Raw genomic sequence first — 16,557 nt, forward strand, 5'->3', positions numbered from 1 at the left:
CACGACGGCCGTGACGCGACCTCGGCCGCAGTCCGCGGACGGCCGCGACCCTGATCCGGTATCGGCCGGGACCCTCTCCGGGTCCCGGCCGAGCACGTTCAGGCGGGGCCCTCGCCGCTGGTCGGTTCGGGCTCCGGCTCCGCCTGCGGCTGGACCTGCGGTCGGCCGGTCCGGGCCCGTTCCATGTCCGCCCGGGCGTGGATCAGCAGGGCCACGGCCTTGATGATCGCGGCCGCACTCATGCCGACGGCGGTGCCCAGCGCGCCGACGGCGGTGATCACCTGGGCGGTCTCCGACGGGTCCAACCGATTCTCCGGTGAGCCGTCGAGCAGCGGGCCGCCGGCGAGCCGGGCGACGAGCCAGGCCACGGCCGCGCCGCCGGCCCACAGCGCGACACGCCGGACCTCCGCTCGGCGCCGGGCGGTCACGCCGGACGGCACGTCGCCCCACTCGGGCGATCCGGGGCCGGATGCCCCGGCGTCCTCGGCCAGGCGCTGCTGGAGCCGCAGATGCCGGAACTCGTAGTGGGCGCCCGACTGGCGCAGCACCCCGCGCCGGTGCGCCTCTTCGAGGAACCGCATCAGCCGCCACGGCGCCCGGCCCGTCACCGCGAGCCAGACCCTGGCCACGCCCGTCCGTCCCCACGCGCCGAGCGCGAGCGCCGAGGTGCCGACCGGCACCCACAGCTCGGTGTGCATCGTGCCCAGCGTGCTGCCCCGCCCCAGCGCGGAGATCAGCACCAGACAGACCCCGCCCGCGAGCAGCGCGGCGACGGCACTGCGCGCCAGGGTCGCGGCACGGTCGGTGCGCAGGCTGCTCTGCGGGCCGGCGGCACGGATCGTGTCGGACGGTGTGTTCAGCGCGCGGTACACACCTGAGGCGCAGCCCCCGATGGCGCCGATCAGCAGCCCGAACCAGAGCAGGGGGACGACGGCGTCGCGGACGACCGCCGCGACCGGGCGATGTACCAGCCACACCTTCACGGGCTCGGGCAGGGCGACGACCAGATTGTGCGCGTCGACGAGCCGCCCGGGCCCGCCGGATCTCGCCCTCCAGTCGGTCACCCATCCGCCGTCGCCCGCCCGGATCAGCACCTCTCCCGTGCGGCGGCCGAGTTGCTCGTCGCAGGAGATGCGGGCGCCCCGCATCACGGCGAACGGGCCGCGCAGCGCGGTCCGTTGCACGAGCAGGACTTCGCGCGGGCCCGTCGAACGGACGGCGCGGTCACCGGCGGCCGTCTCCTGGAGCCGCCAGCCCTCGAAGACCTCGCCGGCGCGCAGCGGGTGGGCGGGCGCGTGGATCCGGTACGCGGCGAAGGCGCCGCTCACACATCCGACGACGGCCGAGGCGCTGACGCCGATGAGCGTGCAGGCGACGAAGCCCCGCAGCAGACCTCGCCGGAAGCCGCGCAGGGCGGCGGCCGGACCGGGATGCTGCGCGGCCACCCGTTCCCCGCGCCGCAGCGCGGCCAGGAACAGCAGTGCTCCCGCCCCGCAGCAGGTCGCGGCCGGAACCCGCTGTCCGGCATAGCCGTGGATCGCGAGGCCGGCGAAGACGAGCAGGGCGCCGACCGCGCGTACGGCGACGGGACCGCCGGGACTGCCCGCCCACGGCAGACCCAGCGGGAGGGGACGTCGCGGCAGGCCGGCGACGGCGAACATCATCGCCAGGATCAGCCCGAAGCAGCACCCGTTGAGGAACCACGTGGGCCGCGGTGTGATCACGGCGCCGAGCCGGCCGCCGACCAGGGGAGGAACCAGCAGGCCCAGTCCCAGCGCGACGACCGTGGCCGCCGCGGTGGTCCGCAGCGCCGTGCGGGCCAGCCACCGCGCCCCCTGCGGGGTGCCGGCGGTGGCGGGCGGCAGCAGGGCCAGGCCCACGCCCAGACCGCACCCGATGCCGGCCAGATTGACCACGGCCGACAGCGCGGTGTCCCAGTTGGCGATCACGCCACCGCCGTACACGGCCAGCGGCACCAGCAGGGCCGCCGTGGCGAGGAGCGCCAGAAGCGCCGGCCCCGTCGTGCGCAGGGCCTTCGGCATCGCCGCCGGAAGCTCCCACCAGGCCAGCCGCCAGGTCTGCGCGGGTTCGCCCACCGCGGGCCGGACGTGTCCGACGTCGCGGGCGAGGCGGCCGAGCCAGCGGTGCGCCGCGGCCGGGCGCCAGGGACCCTCCGCGTCGGCGAACGCCGCCGGTACGAACGCGTCCAGCAGATGCACCTCGATGGACTCCGCCGTGGGGAAGCGGCGGGGATCGCCGAGTTCGGCCGGGTCCTTCGCGGTGTCCCCGTACACCGTGCGCGCCAGCGCCACCATCAGCGGTGAGCCCAGTACGTCCGCCAGCGGTGCCGTCGGCGCCTCCAGGACCCGGGTCCAGGCGGTCGAACCGTCGGGACACGAACGTGCCGTGCGCTCCAGGTGCTGCCGGGCGGCGGTGAAATCGAGCGGCCGCAGCCGTACGACCTCGGCGGCGGTCAGCACGTCGCCGTCGCGGACGGCGTCGGCCCACTGTGCGGTGCGGCAGGTCAGCAGGACGGGCAGACGTTCGTCCAGTTCGGCGTTCAGGCGCCGCAGCGCCTCCCCGCGGGCGGCGTCCGGCAGTTCGTCGAGGCCGTCGATCACGGGCAGTACGAGGCCTTCGTCCAGCAGCTCCCGGGCCAGCGTGCGGCCGTCACGGACGGCGGCCAGCGGCCGGTACTCCGCGGCCAGCCGGTCGGCCAGCCACTCGCGCAGCGGGACGGATCGCGGCGCCCAGCCCGCCAGCGGGAGGAGTACCGGCACCGGGTCGCCAGGCTCCCGCACGGCGAGCGATCCCAGGACGAACCGCACGGCGAGGATGGTCTTCCCCGCGCCCGGCTCGCCCAGCACGACCAGCCGGCCCGAAGCGACGGACCGGAACGCCTCGACGATCCGGTCCGGGCGTCCGTCCCCGTCGCGCGGCGCCGGCAACGACGGCCCGCCCTCGATGTTGCGGCGGTGGTCGGCCAGCGGCGGTCCGACACGGGACCAGCCGACGTCCAGCGGTGCCGGGTCCTGCAAGCGGCGCAGCCGCGCTTCTCGGGCCCACTGCGTCCGCACGGCCGCGGCGAGGTCGTCGGCCGCCCGTGCCCGGCGGTCCGGCGCGGCGGCGGCCTCACCGCCCTCCCGCCCGCGTACGAGGTCCACCGAGAGGGCGCACGCCGCCAGGACCGCGGAGATCACCGATACCCACAGCGAGGCGGCGTCCTGGTCGTCACTGTTCTCCACGAGGGCGACCACCAGCGCGACCGACGCGGCGCCCGCCACTCCCCATCCGACACGGTGCAGCACCGGACCACGCTCACACGGCGGATCGCGCCCGCCGCGCAGGACCGACGATCTTCGTCAGTACGGGCGACGGGCGGGACGGGTGTTCGTGGCGGTCACCAGCCGGCGGGCCGGAACGACCCGGTCGCCGTGGCCCCGTTGCCCGGTGCCCCGGCCGGTCACCACCGCACGGCGATCACAGCCGGACGACGATCAGCGCGGTGTCGTCGGTGGCGCCGCCCGGCGGCAGCAGCTCCAGCAGGACGGCGTCCGCGAGGTCCTCGGGAGCCGCGTTCCGGTGCCGGGCGAGCGATTCGGCGAGCCGGTTCAGTCCGGTGTCGATGTCCTCGTGGCGCCGTTCGATCAGACCGTCCGTGTACAGCACGAGGGTGGCGCCCGGCGTGAACGGGCTGCGGGCCTGCGGCCGGCGCTTCGGATCGGGCCGGGCGTCCAGCGGCGGATCGGTCGCCCGGTCCAGGAACTCGACCCGGCCGTCGGCGTCCACCAGCACCGGCGGCGGATGGCCGGCGCTGCTGTACGTGATGACGTGGTGGTCCAGGTCGATGAACGTGGTGACGGCGGTGGCCGACTCGGCCCCGTCGACCACATGGGCGTACCGCCCCAGGACGTCCAGGGCCTCGGCGGGACCCGCGGCCACGCGGGAGGCGGCACTGAGCGCGCTGCGCAACTGGCCCATGACGCCGGCGGCTTTCAGCCCGTGGCCGACCACGTCGCCGACGGATACACCGATACGGCGACCGCCGACCAGGTCCACCATGTCGTACCAGTCGCCGCACACGTTCAGCGCACCGAGCGCGGGCCGGTAGCGCACGGCGACCTGCCGGTGGCCCACCTGCCGGCAGGCGGGCAGCATCGCCTCCTGGAGCGCCAGCGCCACCTCGCGTTCGCGCGCGTGCGCCTGCCGCAACCGGTCGTTGAGTTCCTGGAGTTCCCGGGCACGCGTGTACAGCTCGGCCTCCAGCCTGCGGGCCCGGCCGCCGCTCGGCCCGCCGCGGGCCCGGATCAGCTCGGTGACGTCCCCACCCGGTGCACCAGCAGGACCACTTTCCCGGCCGCGTCGAGCACCGGGGCGTTGACCGGGCTCCAGTACCGCTCCTCCCAGTGCTCGGGCCGTTCCAGGGACTGCACGTCGTAGCGCTGGAGGGCCATCGCGTCGCGCTCGCCGGACGCCAGCACCCGCTGCAGCGAGGCCTCCAGATTGCGCATGCCGGTGGCCGCGGGGTCGTTGGGGTTGTCCGGGAAGACGTCGAACAGATAGCGGCCGACGACCTCCTCCCGACGGCGCCCGGACATCTGCAGGAACTCCTCGTTGACGTCCGCGTACACCAGGTCCGGCGTGAGCAGCGCGACCATTCCGGGCAGTGCCTGGAACACCGCCTCATAGTCGTTCGCCGCATCGCTCATGGCCGCCGCCTCACACCGCCGTCCCACCAGTTTTCCACTTCGCCCGGCAGTCGGCGTGTTCGTGTCACCCGGGCGGATCGGTCAGCGCCTGCTCCGCCCAGATGATCTTTCCCTCGGGTACGAAGCGGGTACCCCACCGCTGGGTCAGCTGCGAGACCAGCAGCAGTCCGCGTCCGCCCTCGTCCGTGGCGCGGGGATGACGCAGATGGGGTGCGGTCGCGCCGCCGTCGAGGACCTCGCAGGCCAGCGCGCGATCCCGGATGAGACGCAGCCGGATGGGGCCGCCCGAGGCGTACCGGATGGCGTTGGTGACCAGTTCGCTGACGACCAGTTCCGTGGTGAACGCCAGTTCCTCCAGCCCCCACTCGGTGAGCTGCCCCATGGCCGCCCTGCGGGCGTTCGCGACCACGGCCGGATCGCACGGCAGCTCCCAGTCGGCGACCTGGTCGGCACCCAGACGGCGGGTACGGGCCATCAGCAGGGCCACGTCGTCGTGCGGCCGGGCGGGCACCAGAGCGTCGACCACCGACCGGCACCGCAGGTCCAGCGAGGCCGCGGGCCGTTCCAGCGCGAGCCGCAGTCGGTCCCGCTCCGCCTCGGCCGCGCTCGTCGGCTGCCCCCCGGCGAGCAGCCCGTCGGTGTGCAGGGTGAGCGTGCTGCCCGGGGCGAGGGTCACCTCGACCGACTCGAAGGGCGGTCCGCCCACGCCGAGCGGCGGCCCCGGGGGAAGGTCCACGAACGTGGCCGTGCCGTCGGGCAGGATCACGGCCGGCGCCGGATGACCGGCCGAGGCCATGGCGCACCGCCCGTCGACGGGGTCGTAGACGACGTACAGGCAGCCGGCTCCGGCCCGGTCCTCCTCCGGCCGGTTCGGCCGTGCGTACACCGTGCCGTCGACGCCGGGCGAGGCGGCGTTCTCGTCGTCGACGGCCGGAAGGCCCGGGTCGGCCTCGTCCGGCTCCGGGGTGATCCCGTCCGTGTGCTCCGAACGCGCCACCAGGTCGTCGAGGTGGCCGAGCACCTCCTCGGGCGGCAGATCGAGTGCGGCGAGCGTCCGTACGGCGGTGCGCAGCCGTCCCATCCCCGCCGCCGCGTCGATGCCGTGGCCGGCCACTTCCCCCACCACGAGGGCGACCCGGGCGCCGGACAGCGGGATGAGGTCGTACCAGTCGCCGCCGAGCCCGGTCAGCTCGTCGGCGGGCTGGTAGTACGCGGTGACCTCCACGGCGTCCTGCTCGGGCAGCCGGTGCGGCAGCAGACTGCGCTGGAGCACCAGGGCGGCGTCCCGCTCGCGGGTGTAGCGCCGGGCGTTGTCCACGCAGACCGCCGCCCGGGACACCAGGTCCTCGGCCAGGGCCAGGTCGTCCGCGTCGAAGGGCTCGTGCCGCCGGCGCCGGAAGAAGGAGGTGACGCCCAGGGTGACGCCGCGCGCCCGGATCGGCACGATCATCGCGCTGTGCAGGCCCAGCTCCAGGAAGATCGACCGGCGTCCCCCGCCCGTGTCCGTCGCCCACTCCTCGGTGAGCGGGTCGAGCCGCTCCTCGCGCCAGGAACTGCCCGTGGTCAGACAGCGCACCGGCGGCGATCCGGGGGGATACGTGGCCACCTCCCCCCGGCCGACCACGGCCTTCGGGACCGCGTCGACCGAGCGGTGACCGGCGCGGCACAGCCGCACGGACTGCGTGGCGGGCGGGATCGGGGGCGGCTCGGCGCCGCCCAGCACGGACTCCTGAAGGTCCACGGTCACCAGGTCGGCGAGTTCCGGCACGGCCACGTCGGCGAGCTCCTGCGCGGTACGCACGATGTCCAGGGTGCGGCCGATGCGCTCACCGGCCCGGTCGAGCAGCGCGAGGCGCTGCCGGGCGCGGTGCCGCTCCGAGATGTCGACGACGGTGTAGTAGACACCGAGCGGGTGGCCGCGGCCGTCGTCGAGCCGGCTGAACGACATCATGTGCGCGGTCTCGCGGAACGGGGCGGACCGTACGCGGCCCACGTGCTCGTAGCCGACCACCGATTCGCCGGTCGCCAGCGCCTGCCGCATCTGGGCCTCGATCGACTCGGTGTCCAGGCCCGGCTGGACGTCCGCCAGCCGCAGTCCCAGCCGGCGCTGCGGCGGGCCGCCGCCGTACTGCGCGAGAGCCGTGTTCGACCACACGTAGCGCAGCTCCGTGTCGACGATCGCCATGCCGACCGGGCAGCGTTCGACGATCTGCTCCAGCATGTCGCGGCTCATGTCCCAGCCGGGTGCGTCGGTCAGTTCCGACAGCAGCGCCAGCCAGTGCGAGGTGCCCTGTGTCCCGGGCAGCGAGGTGATCCGCACGGACACCCGGACCGGCCGGCCGTCCCGCCGCAGGGCCGTCAGCAGGCCGGTCCATCCGCCCTCCGCGCCGCACCGTCCGATCAGGTCGGGCACGCGGCGGGCGTCCTCGGGGGTCAGCAGATCGGCCAGGTTCCGGCCCACCGCCTCGGTGGGCCCGTACGCCAGCATCCGCTGGGCGTCCGGCGTCCAACTCGTGACCACGCCCTGTGCGTCGAGCACCACGGGCGCGGCGTCCGCCACGTCGAACCGCCCTCGGGCGACGTCGCGGTCCTCGAATGTGCCCACTGCCGACCTCTCGCTCGCTGAGAGTGGTCTACCACCTCTCGCCCCCATCTTCACCCCTCCCGCGGTGGCCCTGCCGAGTGGGCGGCGGCCGGGCGTGGTCCGCGGCGTCGGGTGGGCCGGGCGACCGGTGGGGGCGGGGCGGGAGAGGGGCGCCGAGCGCGGGCCGGACGCACTCCGGCCCGCCGCCCGTCTCACGCGCCGTGCGCGAGTACCGCCTCCAGCGTCTTGAGCGCGGAGCGGAGCTCCTGCTCGGTGACGGTCAGCGGGGGCGCGAGGCGGATCGTGGAGCCGTGGGTGTCCTTCACCAGGACGCCCTCCCGCATCAGGCGCTCGCTGATCTCGCGGCCGGTGCCGATGGCCGGGTCGATGTCGACACCCGCCCACAGGCCGCGCGCGCGGAAGCCGACGACGCCCTGACCGACGAGCGAGGCCAGGCCGTCCCGCAGCACCACGCCCAGTTCCTGCGCCCGCCGCTGGAACTCGCCCGTCTCCAGCAGCTCGATCACCGCGGTGCCCACCGCGGCGGCCAGCGGGTTGCCGCCGAACGTGGAACCGTGTTCACCCGGCCGGAGCACGCTCAGCACCTCCCGGTGGGCGACCACCGCCGACACCGGCACGATGCCGCCGCCCAGCGCCTTGCCGAGCAGCACCACATCGGGGACGACGCCCTCGTGCTCGACGGCGAGCGTGCGTCCCGTGCGGCCGAGGCCGGACTGGATCTCGTCGGCGATGAACAGGCAGCCGGTGCGGCGGGTCAGCTCCCGGACGCCCGCCAGGTAGCCGTCGTCGGGCACGACGACGCCCGCCTCGCCCTGGATCGGCTCGATCAGCACCGCCGCGGTCGTCTCGTCGACGGCGGCCTCCAGCGCGGCCAGGTCGTTGTACGGGACGATCCGGAAGCCCGGGGTGAAGGGGCCGAAGCCGCTGCGGGCGGTCTCGTCGGTGGAGAAGCTGACGATTGTCGTCGTACGGCCGTGGAAGTTCTCCGCCGCGACGACGACGGTGGCCCGGTCGGCGGGGACGCCCTTCACGTCGTACGCCCACTTGCGCGCCACCTTGATGGCGCTCTCGACCGCCTCCGCCCCCGTGTTCATGGGCAGCACCATGTCCAGGCCGGTCAGGGCCGCGAGCCGTTCGGCGAACTCGGCGAGCCGGTCGTTGTGGAAGGCGCGGGAGGTCAGGGTCAGACGGTCCAGCTGGCGGTGGGCCGCTTCGATGAGCGCCGGGTGCCGGTGGCCGAAGTTGAGCGCCGAGTAGCCGGCGAGCATGTCCAGGTAGCGGCGGCCCTCGACGTCCTCCACCCAGGCGCCCTCGGCACGGGCGACGACCACGGGCAGGGGGTGGTAGTTGTGCGCGAGGACCGGTTCCTCGGCACGGATCAGCTCGGCGGAGTCGCGGGTACGGGCGGGAGCGGTCATGAACGGATCTCCTGGGTGCAGCACTTGATTCCGCCGCCCGCCTTGTGGAACTCGGACAGATCGACGGGGACGGGGACGTATCCGCGGGCAGCCAGCCGCGAGGCGAGGTCGTCGGCCTGCGGTGCGATGAAGACGTGGCGCCCGTCCGAGACGGAGTTCAGCCCCCAGGCCGCCGCGTCCTCACGGGTGGCGAGCACCGCGTCCGGGTACAGCCGCGCCAGCACCTCCTGGCTGCCCGGGGAGAAGGCCTCCGGGTAATAGACGACGTTGTCGTCGTCGAGCACGAACAGCGCCGTGTCCAGGTGGTAGAAATACGGGTCCACCAGCGTCAGGGCGATCAGCGGGACGCCGAAGAACTCCTGCACCTCCGCGTGGGCCTCGCGGGTGGTGCGGAAACCGGTGCCGGCCAGCAGGTAGCGGCCCGTGAAGACCAGGTCGCCCTCGCCCTCGCAGACCGACTCGGGGCGGTAGACGTCGAAGCCCGCCGACTTGAACCAGGTCTCGTAGTGCTCGGACTCGGGACGGCGCTCGGGTGCGTGGAACAGCGAGCCGAAGACGCGGCCGCCGACGACGACCGCCGAGTTCGCGGCGAAGACCATGTCCGGCAGGCCCGCCACCGGCGGGACGGTGTCGACGACGTGGTCGTGGGCGCGGTAGGCGCGGATCAGCGCCCGCCACTGCTCCTGCGCCAGATCGACGTCGACCCGGACATCGGGATGCATCCAGGGATTGATCGCGTACTGCACGGCGAAGTGTCTGGGTTCGCAGACGAGGAAGCGCCGTCGGCGCGGCACACGGCTTTGGAGCACAGAGGGGTACCTCCGCTTCCTGCGGTGTCGACTGAGGGGTGACACCAAGGTAGGAAGCGACCCAGACGCTCGACAAGCAACAAGAGCTGCGTGTCGGCGCAGGAATGCTGCGTTCTGAACGATCTCAGCGCACGTCTGGTGCGGCAACCGGGCCGGCGTCGGGGGCTGGGTGGCTGGCACCCGCCTCGGGACTCTCCGGGATCAGATGGGACAGCACCATTACACTGATCGTCTTCCGGATGAACGGCTCGGTACGGATCCGCTCCAGCACCTCCTCGAAGTGCTCGACGTCCCTCGCCCGCACGTGCAGCAGGGCGTCCGCGCCGCCGGTCACCGTCATCGCCGCCGTGATCTCGGGATGGTTGCGCACCACCTCCGCCAGCCGCCGCGGCGGCGCGGCGCCCTCGCAGTACACCTCGACGTACGCCTCCGTGCGCCAGCCCAGCGCCGACGGCCGCACCGTCGCCGTGAACCCGGTGATCACGCCCGTTTCACGCAGCCGGTCGACCCGGCGCTTGACGGCCGTCGCCGACAGCCCGATCACCGCGCCGATCTCGGCGAAACTGGTCCGGGCGTTCGCCATCAGCGCGGTGACGATCTTCCGGTCGAGCTCGTCGAAGGAGGCCGGCCTGCTGTTCATGGGGGCACTGTATCCAGCGAGAACGTCCGCGTCCGGCCCGTGGGCAGGCGTAGGAATCGCCCCTAGACTCCACGTCCATGCTGCGCGCCCTGGCTGTCGACGACGAACGCCCCTCCCTGGAAGAACTCGTGTACCTGCTGAACGCGGACCCGCGGATCGGCAGCGCCGAGGGGGCCGGCGACGCGACCGAGGCGCTGCGCCGGATCAACCGGGCCCTGGAGTCGGGGCCCGCCGGACCGGAGGCCATAGACGTCGTCTTCCTCGACATCAACATGCCCGGCCTCGACGGACTCGACCTGGCCCGGCTGCTGACCGGGTTCGCACAGCCGCCGCTGGTCGTCTTCGTCACCGCGCACGAGGACTTCGCCGTGCAGGCCTTCGACCTCAAGGCGGTCGACTACGTGCTCAAACCGGTGCGCAAGGAACGGCTCGCCGAAGCCGTGCGCAGAGCCGCGGAACTGCGCGGCACCACCGCGCGCATACCCGTGCACGAGCCCGACCCCGACCACATCCCGGTCGAGCTCGGCGGTGTGACCCGCTTCGTCGCCGTCGACGACATCACCCATGTCGAGGCACAGGGCGACTACGCCCGGCTGCACACCGGCAGAGGCAGCCACCTGGTGCGCATCCCGCTGTCCACCCTGGAGGACCGCTGGCGCTCACGCGGCTTCGTCCGCATCCACCGGCGCCACCTGGTCGCCCTGCGCCACATCGGTGAACTCCGCCTGGACGCGGGCACGGTCAGCGTCCTGGTCGGCTCCGAGGAACTCCAGGTCAGCCGACGCCACGCCCGTGAGCTGAGGGACCTGCTGATGCGACGAACCGCGAGCTAGGGAGGGGCCCGCATGCCCCAGGAACAGACCGAACGCCGTGTCGTGGTCACCGGGCCGGCCCGCCGCACCCGGCGGGCCTCCGGCTACTACCGACCGCGCACCGAGATCGACGAGCAGACCACCCTCGGCCACACCTACGTCCGCTCGCTGATGCGCATCCAGCTGCGCGCCGCCCTGACCGTGTCCGCCGTCCTCGTGCTGCTCGTCGGTCCGCTGCCCCTGGTCTTCGCGACGATGCCGGACGGCCGCCGCCTGGAGTGGCTGGTGCTGGGCTTCTGCCTGTACGCCCCGCTGGTGCTGCTCGCCCGCTGGTACGTACGGCGCGCCGAGCGCAACGAACGGGACTTCGTCCGCCTGGTCGAGGACCGCTGAGACCGCCGAGGCCGCCCGCCCGTGTACTCCGGATACGCCGTTCCCGCCGTCGCCCTGGTCGTCGTCGCCACCGTCCTCGTCGGCGCCTTCGGCCTGCGCATATCCCGGACGACCTCCGACTTCTACGTCGCCTCCCGCACTGTCGGCCCGCGGCTGAACGCCGCCGCCATAAGCGGCGAGTACCTGTCCGCCGCGTCCTTCCTCGGCATCGCCGGACTGGTCCTGGTCCAGGGCCCCGACATGCTCTGGTACCCGGTCGGCTACACGGCCGGATACCTCGTGCTGCTGGTCTTCGTCGCGGCCCCGCTGCGCCGCTCCGGCGCCTACACGCTGCCCGACTTCGCCGAGGCCCGGCTCGCCTCGCAGACCGTGCGGCGACTCGCCGGCGCCTTCGTCGTCGGCGTCGGATGGCTGTACCTGCTGCCCCAGCTCCAGGGCGCCGGTCTGACCCTGACCGTGCTCACGGGGGCGCCCGACGAACTCGGCGGCTTCATCGTCGCCGTCGTCGTCACCGCGACCGTCGCCGCGGGCGGGATGCGCAGCATCACCTTCGTCCAGGCCTTCCAGTACTGGCTCAAACTCACCGCACTCCTGGTCCCGGCGCTGTTCCTGGTCCTCGCCTGGCAGGGCGACGGCGCACCCCGCCACGCGTTCGACGAACCCGCCGCCTTCCGGGAGCAGCGCGTCGTACGCGTCGACGACACCCTCGACCTGACGCTCGACCGCCCGCTGACGGTGACCGTGACCGGCACCGTCGACGGCCGCACCCACGAGGACCGCAGGGTCCGGCTGGACACCGGCACGCACCGCATCGAGCGGAGCACCCGACTGACGTTCGCCCGGGGCACCCCCGTCCCGCGGGCCGAGTCCGCGGGCGGCGGCGGACTGGCGCCCTCCCGGGCCGAGAACCGGGAGGAACGCCCGCTGTACGCGACGTACGGGCTGATCCTCGCCACCTTCCTCGGCACCATGGGTCTGCCGCACGTCGTCGTGCGCTTCTACACCAGCCCGCACGGCGTGGCCGCCCGCCGCACCACGGTCGCCGTGCTGGCCCTGGTGGGCGGCTTCTACCTGCTGCCACCGGTGTACGGCGCCCTCGGCAGGATCTACGCCCCCGAACTCACCCTCACCGGCGACGCGGACGCCGCCGTCCTGCTGCTGCCGGAACGCATGATCGGCGGCGTCGGCGGCGACCTGCTCGGGGCGCTGGTGGCGGGCGGCGCCTTCGCCGCGTTCCTGTCCACCGCCTCGGGACTGACCATGGCGGTCGCCGGGGTGCTCACCCAGGACGTCCTGCCGACCCGCGGGGTACGCCACTTCCGGCTCGGCACCGCGCTCGCCATGGCCGCGCCGCTCGCGGCGAGCGCGCTGGTCGGCGGGCTGCCGGTGGCCGACGCGGTCGGGCTGGCGTTCGCCGTGTCCGCCTCGTCGTTCTGCCCGCTGCTCGTGCTCGGCATCTGGTGGCGGCGGCTGACCCCGCCGGGCGCCGCCGCCGGGATGCTGGTGGGCGGCGGCTCGGCGTTCCTGGCGGTCGGCGCGACCATGGCGGGCCTGCCCGGTACCGGCCCCCTGCACGCCCTGCTCGCCTGGCCGGCGCTCTGGTCGGTGCCGCTGGGCTTCCTGACGATGGTGCTGGTGTCACTGGCCACCCCGGGCCGGGTCCCCGCCGGGACGGCGGCGATCCTGGCGCGGTTCCACCTGCCGGAGGAAGTGCGCGCGGAGGTGAAGGGATGAGCGGTTTCCTGGCCGGTCTGTGCGTCGCGGTGCTGCCGCTGCTGGCCGCGGGCTTCTGGCTGGGCCGGCGCACGGCCCGCCCGGAGAGCCTCGGCGGCCTGGGCAGCCCCGTCGAGCACGCCACCTTCCAGACGCTGCACACCGCGTCCCTGGCCGCACCCCCGCTGCGGGCCGGCCTCACCGAGGAGACCGCCCGCAAGTCCGCCCGCCGACTGCGCACCCTGCTCGGCACGGACGCGCTGTGCCTCACCGACGACACCCATGTCCTCGTCTGGGACGGAGTGGGCGGGCACCACCGGGCCGAGATCATGGAACGGCTCTCCGGCCCGCTGGAGACCGGCCGCGGCGAGGCCTTCCGGCTCACCTGCGACGCGCCCGACTGCCCGCTGCGCTGGGCCGTCGTCGCCCCGCTGACCGTCGACGACCGCGTGCACGGCGCGCTCGTCGCGTGCGCGCCCCGTGAGTCGGCCGTCCTCGTCCGGGCCGCCGGCGAGGTCGCCCGCTGGGTCTCCGTCCAACTGGAACTGGCCGATCTGGACCAGTCCCGCACCCGGCTGATCGAGGCCGAGATCAAGGCCCTGCGCGCCCAGATATCGCCCCACTTCATCTTCAACTCACTCGCGGTGATCGCCTCGTTCGTCCGCACCGACCCCGAACGGGCCCGCGAACTGCTCCTGGAGTTCGCCGACTTCACCCGCTACTCGTTCCGCCGGCACGGCGACTTCACCACCCTCGCCGACGAACTCCACGCCATCGACCACTATCTGGCGCTCGTACGGGCACGCTTCGGCGACCGCCTCTCCGTCACCCTGCAGATCGCCCCCGAGGTGCTGCCGGTGGCGCTGCCCTTCCTGTGCCTCCAGCCGCTGGTGGAGAACGCGGTCAAACACGGCCTCGAGGGCAGGACCGACCGGTGCCGTATCAGCATCACCGCCCAGGACGCCGGCGCCGAGGCCCATGTGGTCATCGAGGACGACGGCACCGGAATGGACCCCGACCTGCTGCGCCGCATCCTCGCCGGGGAGGTCAGCCCGTCGGGCGGCATCGGGCTGTCCAACGTCGACGACCGGCTCCGCCAGGTCTACGGGGACGACTACGGCCTGGTCATCGAGACGGCCGTCGGCGCTGGAATGAAGGTCACCGCCCGGCTGCCGAAGTACCAGCCGGGCGTGCATTCGGCGCGGCGGGTCACCCGTGAGTGAGCCCGCCCGGGAACTCAGGTGCTGCGCGTGGCGACCATACCGAGCGTGATCAGTCCCAGCACCACCCAGCCGAACCACAGCCAGCCGTTGCTGCCGAGTGCCACCGTGTAGGCCGTCACCACGACGAGCCCCCCAACGGTCAGCACACCCATCGTCTTCGTAGAACCGTCCGTGGAACCGGGCATCGCAACACCCTCCTCATGGTTCGTCCCCCTCCATGGTGCCCCCGTTCTGCTTCCGCACGGTGCAGACGACCAAATGTGTGGCCGATTTCCAGGCGCCCTCGCCGGTCCAGGAATCGGCCTCGTAGACGGAAGGGTCGAATCCGTAGTCGGCGGGCGGCACCTCGCGCGCGCACGCGGTGTCCGACCGGGTCCGCGCCTGCGCGAGGGTCAGCCCCGCGGCCAAACGGGTGAATCCGAGCACCTGCTCGTCGTGGCGGCTCGCGCACGAGGCCAGACGGACGTCCCGGTCGGAGCGGACGTCGAGGCAGTCGCGCTTCTGCATGGTCGCCGTGTCCGTGAACGCCGCACCCGGCCTGCGGTGGCCGGCGAGCGGCCCGTACACCGGCCCGTGCGCGCCCAGCACCAGACAGGCGGCGCGTCCCTCGGCCGGGACGAAGCCCGCCGAGGTCGGTACGACCGCGTAGCTGCGCACGTCGGCCAGCCGGGCGCGTGTCTCCCGGGTGAGTTCCTCGCAACGGGCCGGCCCCGTCGCGCGCGCCTCGTTCGCGGACGCGGCCTCGGCGAACGCCATCACCTGTCCGTCCGGTGCCCCGTCCCGGCAGGTCGGGTCCAGTGACAGGCGCGGGGTGCCGGAGAACCGGGCGGCGCCGGGCCAGTCGGCGACGACGCAGTCGCCCGTCCTCAACGGTGCGGCGAGTCCCACGGCCCGGCCGTACGGCGCGGCCTCGGCGTCGGCCGTCCGCTCGGCGAGCGCGTACCAGACCGCGCCGAGCGCGAGCAGCAGCCCGAGGCCCGTCGAAGCGGCTGCCCGCAGGGCGTGGGAGAGGGGTCGGCCGGGTACGGGCGGGGGAGCCGGGGCGGCGGAGGAGGCCGTCGCGACGGGCGGCAGGGCCGACGCCTCGGTCCAGCGGGGCCGCGGGCCGAGCTCGTTCCGGGTGGGCGGACGGCCGCCTGCCTGGGGTGTCACGATCCGCGCCAGCGCGGCCCCGGCCGCCGTCGCCGTCATCCGGCGGGTGGGGTCCTTCGCGAGCAGGGCCCGCAGCACCGGCTCCAGCGCGCCCGCACGCACCGCGGGGCGCGGCTCTTCCGCGACCACGGCGGTGATCTGCGCCAGGGGCGACTCCCGGTCGAAGGGGCCGTGCCCCTCGACCCCGTGGTAGAGCGTGCAGCCGAGCGAGAACAGGTCGGCGGCCGGGCCGGGCGGTCCGCCGATGATGCGCTCCGGAGCGGCACAGCCCGCGGTTCCCGTCGGTGCCGACGTGGTGTGCCGGGCCTCCCCGGTGTCCGGCTGCACGGAGATCCCGTGGCCGGTGAGCAGGATCCGTCCGTAGGGCGCGCCGGTGCGGTCCGGGGCCAGCAGGACGTTCGCCGGGTTCACGTCCCGGTGCGTGATGCCCCGCTCGTGTCCGGCGGTGAGCGCGTCGAGCACGGCCAGACCGACGCGGGCGCACTCCGCGGGGGCGAGCGGCCCTCGCCGGGCGACCAGATCGCGCAGGTCCACGGCGCCCGCCACGTACTCCATGACGATCCACGGCAGCCCGTCGTGCTCCAGCACGTCGTGCACCGTCACCACATGCGGATGACCGCGCAGCCCCGCCGCGTGCCGGGCCCGCGCGCGGGCCCGGGAGACCCGCGCCGCACGCTCCTGGGCGGTCTCGCCCGAGTCGCGGAGGACGATCTCCTTGAGCGCGACCTCGCACGCCAGTCTCTGGTCGTGGGCGAGCCACACATGGCTCATGCCGCCGACACCGAGGCGGTGCAGCAGCAGGTAGCGGCCGGCGATGACCCGGCCCACTCCCGACGTCGGTGATCCTGAAGTCATGGTGACTCCTCGGGGTGCTGCGTGGGGTGCTGCGTCGTGGTGCCCGCCCGCGGGCCCCCGGCCCGGGACGCGCCGGTGACCGGCACGCTGCCGGGAGGCTGCCGGGAGGCCTACCGGTGACCGGCGCACCACCCGTGCCCGTGCCGCTCCCGTCCGGTGGCGGGGCGGTCCTGGGCGGGGGTACGGCGATTCCGGGCGGGCGCGCGGCGTCGGGCGGGGATGAGCCGA

The 16,557-nt window shown here is 74.1% G+C and carries 11 protein-coding genes and 1 pseudogene; 4 read left to right on the forward strand and 8 right to left on the reverse strand.

The genetic code is table 11. The features are described 5' to 3' along the window. Positions 1-98: 98 nt before the first annotated feature. The 6 genes and pseudogenes from DN051_RS32900 to DN051_RS32925 form a co-directional block, all read right to left on the reverse strand. Positions 99-3,308: an NACHT domain-containing protein gene (locus DN051_RS32900; protein ID WP_112440313.1), complete on the reverse strand. Its 3,210-nt coding sequence runs from the start codon at positions 3,306-3,308 to the stop codon at positions 99-101. 172 nt (positions 3,309-3,480) lie between these two features. After that, a pseudogene (locus tag DN051_RS32905) lies at positions 3,481-4,709 on the reverse strand (PP2C family protein-serine/threonine phosphatase). 64 nt (positions 4,710-4,773) lie between these two features. After that, complete coding sequence (locus DN051_RS32910; RefSeq protein ID WP_112440316.1) at positions 4,774-7,314, reverse strand: SpoIIE family protein phosphatase; 2,541 nt, start codon at positions 7,312-7,314, stop codon at positions 4,774-4,776. A 191-nt stretch (positions 7,315-7,505) separates the two neighbouring features. Next, a complete protein-coding gene (rocD, locus tag DN051_RS32915; protein ID WP_112440318.1) occupies positions 7,506-8,732 on the reverse strand; it encodes an ornithine--oxo-acid transaminase in 1,227 nt (408 codons plus the stop codon). Then, on the reverse strand, positions 8,729-9,541 hold the full coding sequence (gene ddaH / locus DN051_RS32920) for a dimethylargininase (protein WP_112440320.1): 813 nt from the start codon (positions 9,539-9,541) through the stop codon (positions 8,729-8,731). The genes rocD and ddaH overlap by 4 nt, the downstream gene beginning before the upstream one ends. A 124-nt stretch (positions 9,542-9,665) precedes the next feature. Further along, positions 9,666-10,181, reverse strand: a complete 516-nt coding sequence (locus DN051_RS32925) for an Lrp/AsnC family transcriptional regulator (RefSeq protein ID WP_053757623.1) — start codon at positions 10,179-10,181, stop codon at positions 9,666-9,668. Between the two features lie 77 nt (positions 10,182-10,258). On the opposite strand from DN051_RS32925, the gene DN051_RS32930 reads away from it, so the two are divergent. Genes DN051_RS32930 through DN051_RS32945 form a run of 4 tightly spaced genes read left to right on the forward strand, consistent with a single transcriptional unit; the run spans position 10,259 to position 14,322 of the window. Beyond that, positions 10,259-11,014: a LytR/AlgR family response regulator transcription factor gene (locus DN051_RS32930; RefSeq protein WP_053757622.1), complete on the forward strand. Its 756-nt coding sequence runs from the start codon at positions 10,259-10,261 to the stop codon at positions 11,012-11,014. Between the two features lie 12 nt (positions 11,015-11,026). After that, positions 11,027-11,386 carry a hypothetical protein gene (locus tag DN051_RS32935; protein ID WP_053757621.1) on the forward strand — a complete coding sequence of 120 codons (360 nt, stop codon included), beginning with the start codon at positions 11,027-11,029 and terminating at the stop codon, positions 11,384-11,386. Between the two features lie 21 nt (positions 11,387-11,407). Beyond that, positions 11,408-13,120, forward strand: a complete 1,713-nt coding sequence (locus DN051_RS32940) for a sodium/solute symporter (RefSeq protein WP_112440322.1) — start codon at positions 11,408-11,410, stop codon at positions 13,118-13,120. Beyond that, a complete protein-coding gene (locus DN051_RS32945; RefSeq protein ID WP_053757619.1) occupies positions 13,117-14,322 on the forward strand; it encodes a sensor histidine kinase in 1,206 nt (401 codons plus the stop codon). The genes DN051_RS32940 and DN051_RS32945 overlap by 4 nt, the downstream gene beginning before the upstream one ends. A gap of 14 nt (positions 14,323-14,336) precedes the next feature. Here DN051_RS32945 and DN051_RS45945 read toward each other — a convergent pair whose 3' ends face one another. Both DN051_RS45945 and DN051_RS32955 read right to left on the reverse strand, forming a co-directional pair. After that, positions 14,337-14,507, reverse strand: a complete 171-nt coding sequence (locus DN051_RS45945; RefSeq protein ID WP_107093849.1) for a hypothetical protein — start codon at positions 14,505-14,507, stop codon at positions 14,337-14,339. 13 nt (positions 14,508-14,520) lie between these two features. Next, positions 14,521-16,329 carry a serine/threonine-protein kinase gene (locus DN051_RS32955; protein ID WP_112440324.1) on the reverse strand — a complete coding sequence of 603 codons (1,809 nt, stop codon included), beginning with the start codon at positions 16,327-16,329 and terminating at the stop codon, positions 14,521-14,523. Between the last annotated feature and the right edge of the window lie 228 nt (positions 16,330-16,557).

The organism is Streptomyces cadmiisoli, from assembly GCF_003261055.1.
Lineage (GTDB): Bacteria > Actinomycetota > Actinomycetes > Streptomycetales > Streptomycetaceae > Streptomyces > Streptomyces cadmiisoli.